The organism is Sorangium sp. So ce185, from assembly GCF_051526825.1.
GTDB classification, from domain to species: domain Bacteria; phylum Myxococcota_A; class Polyangia; order Polyangiales; family Polyangiaceae; genus Sorangium; species Sorangium cellulosum_D.
Genome location: NZ_CP150316.1, coordinates 7,559,836 through 7,577,258 on the forward strand (window position 1 = coordinate 7,559,836; position 17,423 = coordinate 7,577,258).

A 17,423-nucleotide genomic window follows, 5' to 3' on the forward strand; every position below is an offset into this window, starting at 1 on the left:
GCCCGCGCCTAGCCGCGCCGACCGTCCAGCCAGGCCTGGAGGAGCAGCGCCGCCGCCGCCCCGTCGACCCGCTCCTTGCTCTTCCGCCCCGAGACGCCCCCGTCGCGCAGCCGCCGTGCCGCCTCGACCGTCGTCAGCCGCTCGTCGATGAGCTCCACCTCGACGCCGGTGGCGTCGGCCACCGCCTGCGCGAAGGCCGCGGCCCGCCGCGCGGCGGGCCCCTCGTCCCCGTTCATCTCCAGCGGCAGCCCTACCAGGAACCGCGTGATCCCTTCGTCCCGGGCGAGCGCCGCGAGGGCCTCGAGGAGCGCCTTCCGGTTCCGCCCGTCGAGCAGCGGCCGCGGGTGCGCGTAGAGCCCGAGCTCGTCGGTCACCGCCACGCCCACGCGGGCCTTCCCAAGATCGATCGCCGCAGCGCGGGTCTTTGCCTTCGCCATGCCTCTCGGAGACAGCACATAGCCCCAAGACGGTGAGCCGGCGAGACCCGAGCGCACCGGGAGGCCTCCGACTGGCTTGACCCGCTCGCCAGCTCCGACCATAAGCGCCGCGCGATGGAACTGCGCGCGGTACGGGGGATGAACGACATCCTCCCCGAAGAGGTGGAGCGCTGGCACAAGCTCGAGGGGGCCTTCCGCCTCCACGCGGAGCTCCACGGCTATGCCGAGGTGCGCACGCCGCTGCTCGAGCCGACGGAGCTCTTCCAGCACCAGATGGGCGAGACGACGGACGTGGTCGAGAAGGAGATGTACTCCTTCGAGCGCCACGGCGATCGGCTCACGGTGCGGCCGGAGGGCACGGCCGGCGCCGCGCGCGCGTACGTCGAGCACGCGGTCCACGCCAAGGAGCCGGTCACCCGCTGGTACTACCTCGGGCCGATGTTCCGCGGCGAGCGGCCGGCGAAGGGGCGCTACCGCCAGTTCTACCAGGCCGGCTGCGAGCTCTTCGGCGATCCCGGGCCGCTCTGCGACGCCGAGACGATCGACCTCGTCGCGACGTTCCTGCAGCGCATCGGCATCGGCGACTTCGTCGTCCACGTGAACTCGCTCGGCAGCGCGGGCACGCGCGAGCGCTACCGCGAGGCGCTGCTCGCCCACTTCGCGCCGCGCAAGGGCGAGCTCAGCGAGGACTCGCAGCGCCGCCTCGAGAAGAACCCGCTGCGCATCCTCGACTCGAAGGACCCGCGCGACCACGAGGTGTCGCGCGACGCGCCGTCGACGCTCGACCTGCTCGACGACGCCGACCGGGCCCACTGGCAGGGCGTGCTGCGCTGCCTCGACGTGCTCGGCGTGAGCTACGTCGTCGACCGGTCGCTCGTGCGCGGGCTCGACTACTACACGCGCACGCTCTTCGAGGTGAAGGCGACCTCGAGCGATCTCGGCGCCCAGAGCACGCTCGCGGGCGGCGGTCGCTACGACAACATGGTCGCTGGGCTCGGCGGGCCGAGCGTGCCGGCGATCGGCTTCGCGATGGGGATGGAGCGGCTGCTCACGATGATGCCCGACGCCCCCGCGCGCCGGGGGCCCGGCTGCTTCCTCGCCCCGCTCGGCCAGAGCGGCGCGGACCGCGCGCTCCTCCTCGCGAGGCAGCTGCGCGCGCTCGGCGTCTCGGTCGAGCTCGACGGGCGCGGCGGCCGGCTCAAAGCGATGCTCCGGCGCGCGGACGCGCTCGGCGCGCGGCTCTGCGTGATCCTCGGCGACTCGGAGGTCGAGCGCGGCGTCATCCAGATCAAGGATCTCGTGGCGCACCTGCAGGAGGAGATCCCGCTGGAGGGCGCGGCGCGCGTGCTCGCGGATCGGGCCCTCGAGGCGTCGCCCGGCGGCCAGCGGGGAGCGCGTTGACCTCCGAGGCGATGGGAGCGCAGGGCTGCTCGCGGGGGGCGCGCGGCGCTCCGGCGGACGAGATGCGGGGCCGGGCGCGGCGCGCGGGCGCGGCGCTCTCGCTCGCCGCGGCGCTGGCGGCGCTGGCGGCGCCGTCGGTCGCGGCGGCGCAGGTCAGCTTCGGCCAGCCCGGCATGGGGCCGCCCCCCTCGAGCGCGCCGCAGAAGCCGCCGCCCGGCACGCCGGAGACGCACGCGGCGCCGACCTCGGAGGAGAGCCCGATCCAGACCCAGGAGCCGACCCTGCCGGAGGACCCGCTGGCGATCCCGCCGCAGGTCAAGAAGCAGATCGGCACGAACGACCCCGGCGAGTGGGAGGTCGGGCGCGCCGCGGAGATCCAGCGGGACTGGTACGGGCTCTACTACGGCGAGAAGAGCGGCAGCTACCAGTTCCGGACGCTCTTCCCCCTGTGGGCGGAGCGCAAGATGCCCGGCGACCGCGCCACGATGGTGACGCCGCTCTACTACAACCGCCGGAGCAAGGACGTCGACGCCGACGTGCTCTTCCCGTTCTTCTGGAAGCTGCGGGACCAGAACACGTACACGACCATCGTCGGCCCGTTCATGCACCGCGAGCGCGAGGGGCGCCCCGCGGGCCCCGGGCGCAAGGCGGAGCCGGGCCGGCACGACAACTGGCTCGCGCCCCTCTTCTTCGAGGGCAAGAGCGACGACGGGAGCGGCTACTTCCACATCCCTCCCCTGCTCACCTTCACGCACCACACGGCGCGGAGCGGCTTCAACCTGGTCGGCCCCCTCTTCTGCAGCTGGAAGGGCGGCCCCGCGTGCGACGCGCGCTCGGCCGACAAGATCGATCTCGGCCTGGCCCCGCTCTACTTCTACGGTCGCGACGAGAGCAGCGAGTACGAGGTCATCCCGCCGCTCTTGCACTACTACCATTACAGCGACATCGGAGACCGCTCGACGAACGTCTGGGGTCCTCTGATGTGGCAGCACTCGCGCAAGGGCGACGTGTTCAACGTCATGCCCTTCTACTGGCACAGCTGGGGCAAGAACTACGATCGCACCACGCTGTTCCCGTTCTTCCATTACGGGTACGAGGGCAACTCGAACCTGCTCGTCACACCGCTCTTCGTGAAGGCGCGCGGCGAGGAGGGAGAGAGCACCTTCGCGACATGGGGCTACGCCCGCTATCGAGGGCGGACGGAGCTCGACATGATCACGCCGCTCTTCTGGCAGTACCGGGATCCGGACATCGATCTGGAGCGGACGTTCCTGCTCCCGTTCTATTACCGGAACACCTCGCCGCGCAGCGACGATCTCGTCCTCTTCCCGTTCTATGGCCGCTTCAAGCGCCACGGGTTGAGCGACACGACGTGGCTCACGCCGCTGGTCCGCCACACGCGGGATCTCACGGGCTGGGAGACGGACATCTACCCGTTCTTCTATTCGGGTCGAAACCGCAGCTCCACGCACCTCGTGGTCGCGCCGTTCCTCTGGGACTTCGCGTCGCCGACGTCGCGCACCACGATCGCGCTGCCAGTCTATTTCCGGTTCGCGGACCAGAACTCGGTGACGCAGGTCGCGCTCAACACCTTCTACCGGGAGCGGCGGGTGCGGACGGGCATGGAGTGGGAGTTCCATTTCTTCCCCGTGTTCTCGTACGGCGAGACGCCGGGCGGGCACTGGTGGAACCTGCTGTACGGGCTCGCCGGGTACACGCGCGAGGGCACGATGTCGAAGATGCGGGCGCTCTACGTCCCGATCCAGCTGAGCGAGTGATCCGGCCGAGCGCCGCGGTCCTGGCGGTCTCGGCCCGCCCGCGCGGTCTCAACCCGCCCGCGCGGCGGCGGCCGCGCGGCGGTGGACATCGCCGCGGAGGTCGGCAATCGTTGGCGAGGTCGCGATGAGCACCCCCGCCCGCGAAGCGCCCTCCCCCCGCCCCGAGCTCGCGAGCCTCGGCGGCGCGCCGCCGCCCCCGGAGCTCGCCGCCGATCTGCGCCGGCTCCTGGACCTGCCCGAGGGCGCGCGGCAGCGCCTCTGGGAGGCGCTCGGGCCGAGCCTCGGCGAGCCGGTGCCCGCCGCCGTCGAGCGGCTCCTCGACGGCTTCTGCCGCCGGCACGAGGTCGGCTCCGAGGCGCTCGCGCGCGTGCTCAAGGCGTGCCGCTTCCTCGTGCGCGAGGCGAGCAAGCGCGACCTCGACCGCGCCGCGCTCGCGGCCGACCTCGCGGCGCTCGCGCCCGGCGACGGCGCCGAGGAGATCCAGGCGATCCTGCTCGCCGGCTACGACCAGGCCCGGGCGGTCGTGCGGCGGGAGATCGTGCGCGGCGCGCTGCTCGACCACGGCAAGCTGCTCACCGGCGTCGACTGGCGCATCGACTCGATCGCGGCCGCGAGCCGCGGGGCGAAGATCGCGGCGCCCGTCGTCCTGCTCACGCTGAGCTACCAGGAGGGCGACCAGCGCTCCCGGATCACCCTGCAGGCCACCCCCGACCTGCTGCGGGAGCTCCAGCAGATCTGCGCGCAGATCCTCGGCTGACCGCGCGCGCCCGTCGAGCGCGCGCTGCATGGGTGCCTGCAACGTGTCCAGCGCTCGGCCAGCTGCCGGTCATGCTGTAGGAGGAGCATACGCCTCGCCGCGGACTTCCCTCTCGATCCCGACGCTCATGCCCTCGCCCGTGTCGGCGGCCAACTCCAAGATCCGGAAGTCACGAGGCGAGGATGCGCTGTCGCAGGTGGTCGACGCCGCGCTGATGACGGTGAGCGTCCCGCGGATGTCCTTCGCGGTTGAGCACTACCCCCGACATATCCTCGTGGAGCCCCGGGTGATGGTGGAGCACGACCACGGGTTCGTAGCCCTCCTGCCGCAGGAGCGCGCTGAGCACCGGCAGCCGCTGGAGGACCTGCCGTTCGACGTAACCGTAGGCGTTGCTGAGGATGGTCCGCGAGGGCGCGTTTGAGTCGAGCATTACCAGCGCGACGCCCCGCTCGCCGTCGCGTCGCTCCCTTGCCCGGGCGACGAGAGGGAACACCATGCTCCACAGGCTGTTGGCCTCTGTTACCGCCTGCATGAGCTCGTTGTCGGCTATGCGCTTACCTCGCTGCTTCGCTCCAAGCGTTCCCAGGAGGCGTTGGATCTCCTGATGACGCCCGCGGGCTCCCTGCTCAGCCGCTCCAGCTCATACGCCAGCGACCCTTCAACCGTCTGGTCGAGCTCATCCTGCAGCATTTCGAGATCAGTCCACAACACAATCTCTCCGAGCAACTTGTTGATCACATCAAGCTGCTCAGCAGATTTTTGAAGCTCATCCCGATCAAAACGCTCGAGCTGCGTCTTCAACCCATCGGCCATCAACGTAGACTCCTCAAGCGTTTTAACAATTTTGTCGAGGCGCTGCTCTATACCCGTCTGCTTTGACGAAATAGACGAGATGCGCTGGAGCATGAGCGCAAACACCGCGCCCATGCAGACCAAGAGCACGAAGAGGTGGATCTGCAGAATACGGGTGCTGTAGAGACGACCAGCCTGCACATCATTCATGGCTAAAGCTCCTTCCCTTCGGCGCCTCGCCGTGGAACGTCAGGCGGAGCGGCGCGAAAATCCTGCTATGCGAGGCGCCGCCGTCATCTCGACGGACCATCCTGATCCCAGTAAGGCATCGCGCGCCAGAACACCTCGAGGCGCTGGAACACCTCGTCGTCGCAGAGCGCTCGCAGGCTCTTCGCGGCGTGAGCGCTGTCCTGAAAGCCGAACGCGATCGCCACGGCCTCGAGCTTCGCCCCGTCATCTCCATTTTGCTGTCCACCCGGAGGAGTCCGCCCTTGTTGCCCGCTCGGCGGCGCTCCTCCAACGGGCTGTTGCGTCCCCCGAGACGCCTCGAATTGCTCAGCGAGTCGGCGCGCCGCGAGCACCCCGCGCACGCCGTGCTGATCACGCAGGAGGATCGCCTTGGTCCGGCCGAAGTGGGCAATGAGCAGCGCCTGATCCTGCCACTCGCAGATGCGCTGGAGGCTGTAGATCGTGTTGAAGAACAACCGTGGCGTCGGGACGAACGCGAGCGCGTGTAGCGAGTCGATCCGCTCCTCGGCGAGCCGGGCGATGTCCTCCTCCGTGAGCCCATCGATAGCTGCCAGATCGGCGAAGTTTGTCGGCTTGATGTTCTCGAGCCCGAACATCCTCGCCGCCTGATCGGTGACCGCCTGGAGCGCCCGGTCCCCAAGGAGCCCGGCGGCGATGCCGATCACCAGCGCGCTCTTGGTGTCCTGAGGGAGCGGTGCAGATGTCTGTGCATGGCTGCTCGTGCTCATGATGGTCGCCGCGAGGAACACGGTCGCGAGGCTGACCATGAGGAGCGCCCGTGTCGCCCAGGCCATCATGCGCGCCGTGGCGTCGTTGCTCGCCGAGCGGAACAACACCTTGCCGAAGTGGACCGTGAACGATACGAGCGCCGCGGTCCCGGTCGCCATCGGGATGAGGTAGTGGACGTGGCGGTAGTCGTCCGACATATGCTTGCCGACGAAGCGCAGGGCGATGACCGCGCAGGTGAGGAGGACGCCGGAGGCGAGAAAGCCGAACATCGCGCTGTGTCGGGACAGGCGCTGGACAGACGCGCGCATGAGCTCGTTCTCGAAACGCCACATGAGAAGCGCCCTGTCCTTCCTGGCCTTCCACGTGACAGCGTCGACGCCATCCGCCGGCGCATCCGGAATGCTGAGCAGGACATCACGGCGGGCCAGGCGACGCTCGGTGAGCAGCGCCACGCACAAGGTCAGCAGGTTCGGAGTCGCGCAGAGCACGACGACGCCGAGCCGCGGGGCCGCGGGTTGCTTCCACTCGACGAGCTGGGTGTAGGCAATGTAGAGCACTGTCGCGAGTGAGAGAAAGAGGACGGGCCGCAGCATGAAAGGGCTGATATCAGCGATGATATTCGCGAGGCGCTGCATCAGGTTCAGCATGTGCGCCAGCCACTCACCGAATCCGCCGCGCTCCTTGCTTTCACGGTAGGCAAAGGTCGCGACGACGAGGCCGGGAACCATCACGAGGAGGAGCGTGAGCCAGACCCAGATGCGATGAGGTGTCGTGTTAAGCTGAACGGCGACGTCCTCGAGGAGGTTCGGGGACCACTTCGCCAGCACTGTAACGAGGAGCCCCCCCACTGCCGCGACCCATGTAATGAACGCGACAGCGGCCCAGAGGAGGCGCTCCGGCGGAGAGCGGGGGACGCTGGCTGGAGGCGGTCTGGTGTCCATGGATCCTCTTTCAGGTTCGCTGATCAAATTCGACGATTATCGATGTGCGCTCGAATTTTTGCTGATCGATCCATTCCATTGCATCGGCGACTGTGCGCAATGTCAAGGCTCGGCCGACAGATAGCCCGGAGCGCCGGTCTCGGGTCGGCGAGCGCGACGAGCGGGTCCTGGGGAGCGGCGCGACGCGCGAGGAGGCGAGCCGGCGGGTGCAGGCGCGAGCGGAGCCGTAAAGGAGCGAATTCATTGAACACCTGCGTCGCTCCGGGGATCCAGGTTGGCTCAGCGGCGCGATGGGTGTCGACGAGTCATTGACACGTGACGACGCGCGTGCTGCCGGCCGCGGACCGAGAGCGCGCGCTCCTATCGGCCGGGGCCGCGGTGCGCCGTCAGACCGCCGAGCGCTCGACCCTGGCCGCAGTCCTCGGCGCGATCTCGGCGCGCCGTGACATTCTACCGTGGAGCGGCAGCATGGTCATACCGTCGAAGAATGATCGCAGCGCACGCCGACGAGGTCGCCCCGCCCGGTCTTGCTCTGGACGACACGCTCCCGGATGGCCTCGAGCTCGACAACGCCGTCATCTCCTGGTCAGCCCACGGCGAGGCCGGCATGTCGCTCACCTGCGCGGACGCACACCTGGCGCAGGTCGTTCGTCCCAGGCTCGACGCGTCCGAGGTGGAGATCCTCGGGATGGAGAAACAAACTTGTTTGACGATGTCATCGGCGGATGGCCGCACTCAGCTCGGAGGACAGAAGGTCTTCCACGCAATCCGCCACCGACCGAAAAAGCGATGCTATAACAATAACTTGCGGACGCATCGAGAGATGCCGCCTTCACTCCATAACCTGGCCTGCGCGGATCGGGGTACGCGCCGCAACGCAGCCACCTGGTGGCGAGCGGGACGGAACGAGAGCGCGGAGACGGGGCGAGACCTCGGGCCACCGCCGGCCCTCAATGAACCGCACCATGCCGGCCGTCGGGCGGCGATCCTGCGGGCTGCCGGGTGAGCGGTGCGTGCCCGCGGACGCGGGCTCGCTGCGCGATGAGGTGTGCGCGGCGAACGGAGTCGGTCAGCGAGTCATGGGCGCTCGCCAGCACGTCGGAGCGGTTGTCAGCACCCGCTGGTCTCGCTCCCCGAGCTGGGCCTGCCGAGAGCTGCGGTCGTGCTACGACCGCCCGCTGGCCCTCGACAGCGAGCTGCGGCGCAAGGAGCGCCCCAGACACGCCCGGACGACGTCGGGATCGGGCGCGCTGCCCCCCTCACCCGCCCCGCGTCTTCTCCGCCTTCTGCCGCCGCACCATCTCTGCGATCCAGACCGGCGCGAACGGCGGCGTGCAGCCCGGCGACGCCGGGTAGTCCTTGAGCACCTCGAGCCGCTCGCCGATGGCCACCGCGCGGGCGCGCAACCCGGGGTTGTGGATGCCGATCTCGGCGAGGCAGTGGTTCATCGACCACTGCTTCGGGCCCGGCGCCGTCTTCATCTCCGCCTCGATCTGGTCGAGCAGCGCGGGGAGATCGAGCCCGGCAGGGCTCTTCACGACGCGGTCCGTCGTCAGGCTCCAGCCGGCGCGCCCGACCAGCGCGCTCGCGGAGTCCTTCCAGCGGACGCGCAGCGCCTCGGCGTGGCGCGACGCCTTCACCACGTTGACGATGAACCAGTCGAGCAGCTTGGGGTAGCCGATCTCCCGGACCATCGCGTCCAGCTCGTCCGCCGAGAGGGCCTTCGGCTTGAACACAAGCGTCGCCAGGAGGCGGGCGTCGGGATCCCCGGTGCGCCACAGCTCGACGGCCAGGGCGTGGTCCGCCTTCAGCTGCTTCGCGAGCGCGCGGAGCTGGGTGAGGTTCACGCCGTGGGCGTCTCCGGCGCGGGCGTTGACCTCGCGCATCTTCTCGTTGCCCAGCGCGGCGAGTTCCCGCATGACGTCGGGGAGCTTCATGGGCCGGAGCTAGCCGTATCCGCGGGCGCCGTCCAGCGTCGATCCCCCGCGCGTCCGCGCGCATGGCGGACCCTCACATCACCCGGAATCCCTCGCACGTCTCGCAGCACTTCGCGAACTCGTCCAGCACCTGGCGATTGGTGCTGTAGTTCCTGTGCTGCTCCGCTGGATCGCGGTGAAAAGTCCCGTCATCCGGCTCGGTCGTGCGCCGCCCGTCCAGCAGAAGCCGCTCCCCCTCCTGAAGGGTCGGGAGCAATCGCTCGCGGATCGCGGCAGCGACGGCCCGAGCCTCGTCCCTCGACAACTCCCCGACGAACGGCTCGTGCAGGGCATCGACCCGCTCCGCGGGGAGGACGCAGAGGGACCGGATTGCCTCGACGATGGCTCGCCAGTGCCAGAAGTTGATGTCGAAGACGACCTCGTCGGTCTTCTCATCGCACAGCGTCATTCCCATCGCAGCACCTCTGCCCGTCGAACGATCCGCGCTGCGCCTCGGCGGATTGCGCGCGTCACCGCGACCTCGTGCTCTCCCGCTCCTCGGCCCGGTTCGCCGTGACGACCTCGGCGATCGCGCTCAGCGCGTCCTCGGCGGAGAACGGCTTCTCCAGGAGCGGCCGGCCCGACGAGGCGAGGAACCGCTCCACGTCGGCGCCGAAGCCCACGCCGGTCATGAAGATGAACCCCTGCGCGAGCGCCGGATCGCTCTCGCGGATCCGCGTGTAGAAGACGTCGCCCGACATGCCGGGCATCCGCAGATCGCAGAGCACCACGTCGAACCGCTGGCCGCCGGCGAGCATCCCCATCGCCGCGTCCGCGCTCGGCGCGAGCGCCACCTGGTGCACCCGGCCGAGCTGCTCGGACAGCGCGCGCGCCAGCGACGCCTCGTCCTCGACCACCAGCACCCGCGCCCGCTTCGACACGAGCCGCGGCACCGGCGCGACGCTCGGCGTCGCCTCCTCCGCGCGCCCCGCCGCCGGCAGCGAGATGACGAAGCGCGCCCCGCCCGCCGGGTCGCTCCCGGGCACCGGGCTCTCCGCCGTGATCTGCCCGCCGGCGCGCTCGATGATCTCGCGGCTGATCGACAGGCCGAGCCCCGTGCCGACCTCGGGCCCCTTGGTCGTGAAGAACGGCGTCCAGATGCGCGGCAGGTTCTCCTCCGCGATGCCGCCGCCGGTGTCGGTCACCACGATCTCGACCGTGTCCCCGTCGCTCCGCGTCTCGACCGTCACCGTCTGATCGCGCGCCTCGGTCTTCGAGCTCGGCTTCGGGATCGCCTGGGCCGCGTTGACGAGCAGGTTCACGATGACCTGCCCGAGCCGGCCGTCCTCCATCAGGATCGGCGGCACCTCCGACAGGTTCTTCACGATCTGCGCCCGCTCGATGATCTGGCCGCGCGTCAGGCTCAGCGCCGACTCCACGGTCCGGTTCGCGTCCGTCAGCGTGCGCCGCGACCCGTCGGGCTGCGGCGGGCTCGCGAACAGCTTGAGGTCGCGGACGATGTCGACGATGCGCTTGATCGAGTCGCGCAGCTCCCGCAAGAGCTCCGACGCGCTCGAGGCGGCCGCGCCCTCCATGCGCACGTTCGGGCCGCGCAGCAGGCGGTCGAGCATGTCCAGGCCGAGCAGGATGAACGCCGCGGGGTTGTTGATCTCGTGCGCCACGCCGGCCGCCAGCGTGCCGAGCGTCGACAGGCGATCGACCTGGATGAGCCGGGTGCGCGCCGCGTGCTCGGTGCTCACGTCCGCGAGCACGCCCTCGATCGCCACCACGCGGCCGCGATCCGAGACCAGCGGGTACACCGTGCCGCGCGCGGTGATCGCGTCGCCGCCCCGCCGCCTGAGGCGCGCCTCGTAGGACGACGAGGGGGCGCCGAGCTTGGCCCGCGCCACCGCGTCCTCGAAGCACATCACGCCCTCCGGGTCGGCGTGGGCCTCGCCGAGGAAGCCCGGCGTCCTCAGCGCCTCGGCCACCGGCACCCCGAGGAGCCGCTCGGCGTGGCGGTTCAGGAACGAGAGCTCGCCGGTCTCGGGATCGAGCCGGAAGATGATGAGCGGCGCGTTGTCGAGGAGGTTCCGGTGCTGCTCCTCGAGCTCGCGGATCCTGAGCAGCCGCTCGGCGGCCTCGCGCTCGCCGGCGACGACGCGCAGCGAGCGATCCAGGCCGGCGCCGAGCGCGCCGGCGAGCTCTTCCAGGAGCTCTGCCGGCGCGGCGGCCGCCGCCGCGGCGTCCGCGTAGCCGAGCACGAGCGCCGCCACCACGGGGCCGCCGCCGACGGAGCTGCTGGCGCGCGGCGCGCCCTCGGCGCCGGGCGGCGCGGCCCGCACCGGGAAGGCGACGTACGCGAGGCACCCCTCGGTCGGCCCCAGCCCGTCGAGCGCGTCCCCCGCGCGGGTGTCGTCGCAGGAGAACGCCTTGCCCTCGCCGAACACCCGCCGGAAGAGCGCCGCCGGCGCGGGGAGCAGCGCGCCGAACGGCGCGGCGGCGAGCGTGTCGGCGCGGATGACCGCGTGCGCGCGGAGCGCGCCCTCGGGCTCCGGGAACAGCACCGCGAAGAGCTGGAACGCGGCGAACCGGCCGACGGCGTCGGCGAGCTCCTCGAACGGCCTCGGCAGGAGGAGGTTCGAGTGGCGGGCCACGACGGTGAGGACAGCGTTCAGCGCGACGAGGCGGCGGTACCTCTCGCTCGCAGGCGCATCGTGCATCGCCACGACATCTCACCACGTCGGCGCGCGGGGACGAGAGTCATTCTTCACTTTTGTCCGTCCGGCCTGTCGGATGGGGTCGCCGGGGCCGCGGGCCGGGGCGCGGCGCGGTCGCACCGCTCGAGCAGCCGGAGGGCGGCGTCCCGGCGCTCCTGGCTCACGGCGGGCCCGGCGCCGGCCGCCCCCTCGTGGGCGGCGTACAGGGCGAACATCCGGCGCGCGGTCTCGGCGTCGCCGACGCCGCACGCCGCCACGAGGCGCAGCCGCTCGGCCTCGATCCAGACCCGCTGGAGGGGCAGGTGGGCCCCGAGCGCCCGGTCCAGGCGATCGGCCGCCTCGTCGAAGCGGCCGTCGTTCAGGTACTGGCGGCCGAGGAGGTAGCTCGGCAGGCCGTCGCCGGGCGCCTGCGCGGCCCAGGCGCCGAGCAGCTCGGCCGCCCGGAACCGGTCCGGCGCGCCGCCGCGGGTCCCGACCAGGAGCTCGACCACGGCCGCGCGGGCCCGCTCGTCGTGGGCGGCGGCGATCTTGACGTCGAGCGTCCGCAGCCGGTCCTCGTCGACGAGGCGGCCGGCGACCTCCTGGTACCACGCGACCGCGCGCTCGCGGTCGCCGGCCGAGAGCGCCACGTCGCCGAGCCGCTCCGCCGCGCGGTCGCGCAGGTGGCGCGGCACCGACGCGTCCCCGGCGATGACCTCCAGCTCGCGCACCCCCTCGGCCCGGCTGCCGGGCGCGTCGCTCGCGAGCCGCGTCTCGGCGACGGCGACGCGCGTCGCGGGGCTCTGGTCGAGCGCGAGGACGCGCCGGTACTCGGCGATGGCGCCCTCGTTGTCGCCGCGCGCGCGCAGCTGCTCCGCCTTCTGCGCGCACGCGTCGACCACGTGCGGGCAGCGCCGCTCGAACACGGCGGGCCGATCGAAGCGGGCCTTCGCCTGCGCCCTGGCCGCGTCCGGGAGCGACAGCGCGTCGAGCTCGGCGTGCCACGCGCGCTCCATCTCGGCCCACGAGGCGCCGGTGAGCTCGGGCAGCGGCTTGCCGCCGTACCAGGCGCGGACCGCGGCGGGCCCGTACGTCGCCCGCACGTGGCCGACGAAGGCGCCGCTCACGGTGTAGGCGGTCGACGAGTTCTCGGCGAGGAACCCGAGCGCGAAGAGGCGCGCCAGCGGCGGCAGGATCCCGAGATCTTTCATGGCCTTGGCCCACTCGCGCGGGCTCAGGTCCTCGCCCTCCCTGGGCGAGCCGGCGACGGCGATCCCCTCGATGAGGCCCGGGTCGGGGAGCCAGCCGCCGAGCCGCCCGGCGATCTCGAACGGGCCGCGGGCGAAGGCGCCGGCGAGCACGTGCATGATCTCGTGCCCGAGGGTCGGGTGCGGGTAGCCGGCGGCCTGCAGGTACACCTCGCGGCGCCACGGCTTCGCCACGTAGGTGCGCGACGCGCCCATGAGCGCGCCCTTCTGCGCCGCGCTCTCGAACAGGTAGGCGCGGACGCGGAGCGGCGCGCCGCCGTGCTCGGCGGGCGCGCCGAGCCAGCGCTCGCCGGCCGCGATGTGGGCGTCGCACTCGCGCACGAAGCGCTGGACGTCGGCCTCGCGCATGCCGCGCGGGTAGACGACCTCGCAGCGCTCGCCCTGCGAGAGCGCGCCGAGCTCGGCCGCGATGGTCTCGGAGGTCTGGAAGTGGCCGAGGCGCGCGCCTTCGAGGAGGTTCGCGGCGCTGAGGGCGGCGCACGCCGCGCCGAGCAGGAGCAGCCCGGGGCGGCCTTGCAGCTGGAACGACAGCCGGCCGCCCGCGTCGTGGACGAGGTGGTGGGCGAGCGCGGACGCGGCGACCAGGGTGGCGAGCGTCCCGGCGCGGTAGGTGAGCAGCCCGGAGGCATCGACGACGGTGTCGTAGAGGGTGCCGCTGAAGAAGCCGACGAAGGGGTCGTAGGCGAAGACGATCGGGCTCGAGTAGAAGCGGACGGCGCTCACGCCGATCGAGGCGAGCGGGGCGGCGAGCGCGGCGAGGACGGCGACGAGCCGGCGCCGCCACGCGGGGAGCCGGCGCCGCCACGCGGGGGGCGCGGGCGGCAGGGGCGCGGCGTCGTCGCGCCGGATGCCGGCGGCGAGCTCGCCCGCGACCGCGCCCCAGGCGCCGCCGAGGGCCGCGCCGAGGCCGGGCCCGAGGGCGAAGTGCGCGGAGCCGCCGAGCACGTCGCAGAAGCCTGCGCGGAGGCCGTGCGCCAGGGTGGTGGCGTACGCGACGACCGCGAGCAGGGCGCCGTTCGCGACGCCGCGGCGGAAGGCGTCGAGCGGCAGGGGCCGGTGGGCGGCGACGTCGAGGGCGGTCGCGATCGCGGCGGCGCTCGGCACGAGCAGGCCTGCGGCGAGCGCGCTCTCGTAGCCGGGGCCGTCGAAGAGGGGCAGGAGGCCGACGAGCGCCATCGCGATCGCGACGAGCGCTGCGGCGAGCCTGGTGGCTGGTGAACGCAGCAGCGGGGGCATGGGCGCGGGTGGCTCCAGGGCTGCTTTCGTAGTCGCGCCTGCCCGCAGAGGCGACCCTCATTTCGCGCTGCGGAGAGCGTCCAGGGCCGCGCGCAGCACCGCGGCGTCGGCGCGGTCCTTGTCGCGCATGCCTTCTTTGGTCTTCAGCAACCCTTCGAGCCCGAGGACCCGTAGCTTGACACCGTCGATGAAGCGCTCCTCCACGTAAGGCTCCAGCTCGGCCCATCCGTGGCCGCAGGCCGAAGGCATCACGTCGATGGTGAACTCATCGTTGACCCGGATGGCGTACGGACCTTCGCGTTCAAAGACATCCTCCTCGCCGACGAGCTCGCGCGTTGCTCCGTCGGGGAGCCGGGCAAGCGCCGCGATCCAGCGCTTCGCGTTCTCGGTGGACGGGTCGACGAGGATGTCGACGTCTTCGGAGAACCTGACGAACCCGTGCGCGGCGATCGCATAGCCACCGATCAGCGCCCAGCGTACGCCTGCTTCATCGAGGTAGCGGGCAAGCAGCTTGACGTCGTCCCACGTGGCCGGGCGCGTATATTCAGCCACGGCGCGCGCGCTCGATCATGGCATCGACGGTCCAGCGCAGCCTGTCGGCCTCCATCTCGGCGTGGCTGCGGTAGACGAAGATCCCCTTGGGGGCCCGTGTTCGATAGCGCGCCATGGTGGCGAGGGCGTCGCGCGATTCGAGCGGCGGGGGCTCGCCGAGCGGCGGCGCGGTGCGCCGACCCACGACGCGGAGAAAGACTTCACCAGTACGCTCGTCGCGGTCCATCGCCCTCGTGTAGCACGCCTCTCGGGCCAGCCGGATGGTCCCAGGCCGTCGCGGCGCTCCGTCCCTCCTTCTTTTCTGCTCTACTCGCGCTCCCGCGCCATGTCCCCTCCCCCCGCCGGCCTCTCCCGCCACCCCGATTTCCTGCGCCTCTGGGCCGCACAGGCGGTGAGCGCGCTGGGCAGCCGCGTGAGCCGGACGGCGCTGCCGGTGATCGCCATCGTGAGCCTCGGCGCCGACGCGGCCGGCGTCGCGGCGCTCTCGGCGATGTCGACCGCCCCGGGCGTGCTCGTGGGGCTCTTCGCGGGCGGGCTCGTCGACCGCTCGCGCAAGCGGCCGCTGCTCATCGGCGCGGATCTCGCGCGCGCCGCGCTGATCCTCTCGGTGCCGATCGCGGCCTGGGCCGGCGCGCTGACCCTCGTCCATCTCTCCGCGGTGGCCGCGCTCGTCGGCGTGGCCACCTCCCTGTTCCAGATCGCCGACAACGCGTACTTGCCGGCGCTGGTCGGGCAGGATCGCCTTGTCGAGGCGAACGCCCGGCTGGAGGGGACCGAGGCCGCCGCGGAGATCGCCGGCCCTGGCGCCGCGGGCATCCTGATCCAGGTGCTCACCGCGCCGGTGACGATGGTGGCGGACGCGCTCTCGTATCTCGGGTCGGCGGCGCTGCTCGGGCGCATCCGGGCGGTCGAGGCGCCGGCCGCGCCTGCGGGCGACGCGGCCGAGGGGGGCGCCTCGCTGCTCGAGGATCTCCGGGTGGGGTTGCGGCACGGCCTCGGCCACCCCGTGGTCGGCGCGACGTTCCTGGCCATGGGCGCGCAGGCGCTCTTCAGCGGCGGGGTCTTCTCCGCGCTGTACATGCTCTATCTCCTGGAGGGCCTGCGGCTGGATCCCGCCGCGGTCGGGCTGATCATCAGCGCGGGCGGCGTCGGCGCGCTGGGCGGCAGCGTCGTCGCGGGGTGGCTGGGCCGCCGCCTCGGCCCTGGGCCGGCGATGATCCTCAGCCTCGCGGTGGGTCAGGCCGGCGCCGTGCTCATCCCGCTCGCCGCGCACCTCGGGCGGCTCGCGGTCCCTGCCCTCGTGCTGCACCAGCTCCTCGGGGACGCTTTCCTCGTGGCGTTCATGATCCACGCGGTGAGCGCCCGGCAATCGATGCTGCCGCTCCACGTGCTCGGCCGGGTCAACGCCACGCTCCACGTGCTCACCGGCGCGCTCTTGCCGGCGGGCACGCTCGCGGCCGGCTGGCTCGCGGGTCGGATCGGCGTCGAGTCGGCGGTGTGGTGCGGCGTCGTCGCGGGCCTCGCCGCGCCGCTGCTGCTGCTGCTGCGGCCCGCGGTGTGGCGGCTGCGGGCGGCCTGAGAGGGCCTCTGTGCGCGGGCGCGCCCCGCGGCGAGCCGCGTTGTTCGAGCAAGGTCGGGAAAAGGTCCGGGGCGCGCAGCCCGGTGCGCCTGAGGGCGCCTGGCCGCCGGCTTGCGCGGCGAGCGCGGGAACATCGATGCTTCTGGGTCAATCCTTGGGTGGATGCCAGCCGGCGATCACCCAGCCCCGCCGGGCTTCCACGAGCTCGGCGCGGTTCAAGCGAACGGCAACGACGGTGGCCCTGCCAGTGGGGGTCTTGCCGATGATCTGGTCTCCCGCCGCGCTCCACGAGAAATGATCCGGCCATGCCTGTCGGCGTGGATCGAAGATGCGCACGGTCTCTCCGGTGTGAGGGTCGGAGGCCGCGATCCGGTTGCCCTTGTGCTCGTTACAGAGGGAACACGCGAGCCAGAGGTTCTCTCTCTCCGTGAGGCCTCCCAGCGACGCCGGGATGATGTGATCGATCTCCATCGGCGAGCCGATGATGCTCGACGACGTGAGGCAGAAACCGCACCGATGGCGCGCCTCTCGGGCGACTTGCTCCCGCAGCGCCTTGGAGATGTGACTACGGCTCATGCTTCTGGAGCAGCACGGAGACATCGTGCCCACGCTGCGTGAGCAGCGCAGCCGCTCGGGAGCGAACCAGCATGATCCGCGTATACTCCTTCACGAGCATCGCCAGCGCATCGGACTCCGATGCAGAGAGCCCTTCTCCCTGGCGCTTGATGTGGAGGGCCTCGAGGTCGGCAGCCTTCTGGGCGGCCAGGGAGGTCCTCGCGGCTCGCCATAAGGCCTCGTCGTCCAGGAGGTGCAGCGCGGCGATCGACTCGGCCATGTCGGCCGGCAGCTCTTCGGGCTCGTCCGGGAGCAACGCCGCCACCGCCTCGACGAGCTCAGCCTCGACGGTCCGATGCATCCTGCTCGCGCGTCGCGCCAGCCGCTCGTAAAGAGGCTCCGGCAGGTTCACGGTCACTGCTTGAACGGCCATGGTTTACCCTACGCCGTGCCACATCGGGAGGCAAGCGTCGCTAGGCCAGCGCGCTCGGCGCAAGCGTCATCCCTCGCAACCGAACGGGTGCGCCCGTCATC

Annotated in this window: 17 protein-coding genes; 5 read left to right on the forward strand and 12 right to left on the reverse strand. The window is 71.6% G+C overall.

The window, feature by feature from the left end; genetic code table 11:
- Positions 1–8: 8 nt before the first annotated feature.
- Positions 9–437, reverse strand: a complete 429-nt coding sequence (ruvX, locus tag WMF26_RS27500) for a Holliday junction resolvase RuvX (RefSeq protein WP_129577105.1) — start codon at positions 435–437, stop codon at positions 9–11.
- Positions 438–575: 138 nt separating this feature from the next.
- On the opposite strand from ruvX, the gene hisS reads away from it, so the two are divergent.
- From hisS to WMF26_RS27515, 3 genes are all read left to right on the forward strand, one after another.
- Positions 576–1,838, forward strand: coding sequence for a histidine--tRNA ligase (gene hisS / locus WMF26_RS27505; RefSeq protein WP_437995082.1), 1,263 nt, complete (start codon positions 576–578; stop codon positions 1,836–1,838).
- Positions 1,835–3,616 carry a hypothetical protein gene (locus tag WMF26_RS27510; protein WP_437995083.1) on the forward strand — a complete coding sequence of 594 codons (1,782 nt, stop codon included), beginning with the start codon at positions 1,835–1,837 and terminating at the stop codon, positions 3,614–3,616. The genes hisS and WMF26_RS27510 overlap by 4 nt, the downstream gene beginning before the upstream one ends.
- A 124-nt stretch (positions 3,617–3,740) precedes the next feature.
- Positions 3,741–4,373: a COMM domain-containing protein gene (locus WMF26_RS27515; RefSeq protein WP_437995084.1), complete on the forward strand. Its 633-nt coding sequence runs from the start codon at positions 3,741–3,743 to the stop codon at positions 4,371–4,373.
- A 169-nt stretch (positions 4,374–4,542) separates the two neighbouring features.
- Here WMF26_RS27515 and WMF26_RS27520 read toward each other — a convergent pair whose 3' ends face one another.
- From WMF26_RS27520 to WMF26_RS27530, 3 genes are all read right to left on the reverse strand, one after another.
- The gene (locus tag WMF26_RS27520; RefSeq protein ID WP_437995085.1) at positions 4,543–4,905 is read right to left on the reverse strand and encodes a hypothetical protein; all 363 of its coding nucleotides are present in this window, start codon (positions 4,903–4,905) and stop codon (positions 4,543–4,545) included.
- A 14-nt stretch (positions 4,906–4,919) separates the two neighbouring features.
- Positions 4,920–5,375, reverse strand: coding sequence for a hypothetical protein (locus tag WMF26_RS27525; RefSeq protein ID WP_437995086.1), 456 nt, complete (start codon positions 5,373–5,375; stop codon positions 4,920–4,922).
- Positions 5,376–5,458: 83 nt separating this feature from the next.
- Positions 5,459–6,970 carry a hypothetical protein gene (locus WMF26_RS27530; RefSeq protein ID WP_437995087.1) on the reverse strand — a complete coding sequence of 504 codons (1,512 nt, stop codon included), beginning with the start codon at positions 6,968–6,970 and terminating at the stop codon, positions 5,459–5,461.
- A gap of 601 nt (positions 6,971–7,571) precedes the next feature.
- On the opposite strand from WMF26_RS27530, the gene WMF26_RS27535 reads away from it, so the two are divergent.
- Positions 7,572–8,090 (forward strand): hypothetical protein, encoded by a 519-nt coding sequence (locus WMF26_RS27535; protein ID WP_437995088.1) that lies wholly within the window; start codon positions 7,572–7,574, stop codon positions 8,088–8,090.
- A gap of 253 nt (positions 8,091–8,343) precedes the next feature.
- Here WMF26_RS27535 and WMF26_RS27540 read toward each other — a convergent pair whose 3' ends face one another.
- The 6 genes from WMF26_RS27540 to WMF26_RS27565 all read right to left on the reverse strand — a co-directional run bounded on the left by WMF26_RS27540 (position 8,344) and on the right by WMF26_RS27565 (position 14,981).
- Positions 8,344–9,021, reverse strand: a complete 678-nt coding sequence (locus WMF26_RS27540) for a DNA alkylation repair protein (protein ID WP_437995089.1) — start codon at positions 9,019–9,021, stop codon at positions 8,344–8,346.
- A 73-nt stretch (positions 9,022–9,094) separates the two neighbouring features.
- Entirely contained in the window at positions 9,095–9,475 is a 381-nt protein-coding gene (locus WMF26_RS27545; RefSeq protein WP_437995090.1) for a hypothetical protein, read from the reverse strand.
- A 55-nt stretch (positions 9,476–9,530) separates the two neighbouring features.
- Entirely contained in the window at positions 9,531–11,723 is a 2,193-nt protein-coding gene (locus tag WMF26_RS27550) for a hybrid sensor histidine kinase/response regulator (protein ID WP_437995091.1), read from the reverse strand.
- A gap of 47 nt (positions 11,724–11,770) precedes the next feature.
- Positions 11,771–14,203, reverse strand: a complete 2,433-nt coding sequence (locus WMF26_RS27555; RefSeq protein ID WP_437995092.1) for a hypothetical protein — start codon at positions 14,201–14,203, stop codon at positions 11,771–11,773.
- Positions 14,204–14,260: 57 nt separating this feature from the next.
- A complete protein-coding gene (locus WMF26_RS27560; protein ID WP_437995093.1) occupies positions 14,261–14,755 on the reverse strand; it encodes a nucleotidyl transferase AbiEii/AbiGii toxin family protein in 495 nt (164 codons plus the stop codon).
- Complete coding sequence (locus WMF26_RS27565; protein ID WP_437604809.1) at positions 14,748–14,981, reverse strand: hypothetical protein; 234 nt, start codon at positions 14,979–14,981, stop codon at positions 14,748–14,750. The genes WMF26_RS27560 and WMF26_RS27565 overlap by 8 nt, the downstream gene beginning before the upstream one ends.
- A gap of 99 nt (positions 14,982–15,080) precedes the next feature.
- Here WMF26_RS27565 and WMF26_RS27570 point away from each other — a divergent pair, with 99 nt between their 5' ends.
- Entirely contained in the window at positions 15,081–16,334 is a 1,254-nt protein-coding gene (locus WMF26_RS27570; protein WP_437995094.1) for an MFS transporter, read from the forward strand.
- Between the two features lie 147 nt (positions 16,335–16,481).
- On the opposite strand, the gene WMF26_RS27575 is transcribed toward WMF26_RS27570, so the two are convergent.
- Entirely contained in the window at positions 16,482–16,934 is a 453-nt protein-coding gene (locus WMF26_RS27575) for an HNH endonuclease (protein ID WP_438002452.1), read from the reverse strand.
- Complete coding sequence (locus tag WMF26_RS27580) at positions 16,900–17,322, reverse strand: hypothetical protein (protein WP_437995095.1); 423 nt, start codon at positions 17,320–17,322, stop codon at positions 16,900–16,902. The genes WMF26_RS27575 and WMF26_RS27580 overlap by 35 nt, the downstream gene beginning before the upstream one ends.
- Positions 17,323–17,423 lie beyond the last annotated feature (101 nt).

Coding starts and splice junctions, on each gene's coding strand:
- WMF26_RS27555 (WP_437995092.1), bottom strand. CDS start 14,203: ATGCCCCCGCTGCTGCGTTCACCAGCCACCAGGCTCGCCGCAGCGCTC.
- WMF26_RS27520 (WP_437995085.1), bottom strand. CDS start 4,905: ATGCAGGCGGTAACAGAGGCCAACAGCCTGTGGAGCATGGTGTTCCCT.
- WMF26_RS27535 (WP_437995088.1), top strand. CDS start 7,572: ATGATCGCAGCGCACGCCGACGAGGTCGCCCCGCCCGGTCTTGCTCTG.
- WMF26_RS27565 (WP_437604809.1), bottom strand. CDS start 14,981: ATGGACCGCGACGAGCGTACTGGTGAAGTCTTTCTCCGCGTCGTGGGT.
- WMF26_RS27570 (WP_437995094.1), top strand. CDS start 15,081: ATGTCCCCTCCCCCCGCCGGCCTCTCCCGCCACCCCGATTTCCTGCGC.
- WMF26_RS27545 (WP_437995090.1), bottom strand. CDS start 9,475: ATGGGAATGACGCTGTGCGATGAGAAGACCGACGAGGTCGTCTTCGAC.
- WMF26_RS27540 (WP_437995089.1), bottom strand. CDS start 9,021: ATGAAGCTCCCCGACGTCATGCGGGAACTCGCCGCGCTGGGCAACGAG.
- WMF26_RS27575 (WP_438002452.1), bottom strand. CDS start 16,934: ATGTCTCCGTGCTGCTCCAGAAGCATGAGCCGTAGTCACATCTCCAAG.
- WMF26_RS27525 (WP_437995086.1), bottom strand. CDS start 5,375: ATGAATGATGTGCAGGCTGGTCGTCTCTACAGCACCCGTATTCTGCAG.
- hisS (WP_437995082.1), top strand. CDS start 576: ATGAACGACATCCTCCCCGAAGAGGTGGAGCGCTGGCACAAGCTCGAG.
- WMF26_RS27550 (WP_437995091.1), bottom strand. CDS start 11,723: ATGCACGATGCGCCTGCGAGCGAGAGGTACCGCCGCCTCGTCGCGCTG.
- WMF26_RS27580 (WP_437995095.1), bottom strand. CDS start 17,322: ATGGCCGTTCAAGCAGTGACCGTGAACCTGCCGGAGCCTCTTTACGAG.
- ruvX (WP_129577105.1), bottom strand. CDS start 437: ATGGCGAAGGCAAAGACCCGCGCTGCGGCGATCGATCTTGGGAAGGCC.
- WMF26_RS27515 (WP_437995084.1), top strand. CDS start 3,741: ATGAGCACCCCCGCCCGCGAAGCGCCCTCCCCCCGCCCCGAGCTCGCG.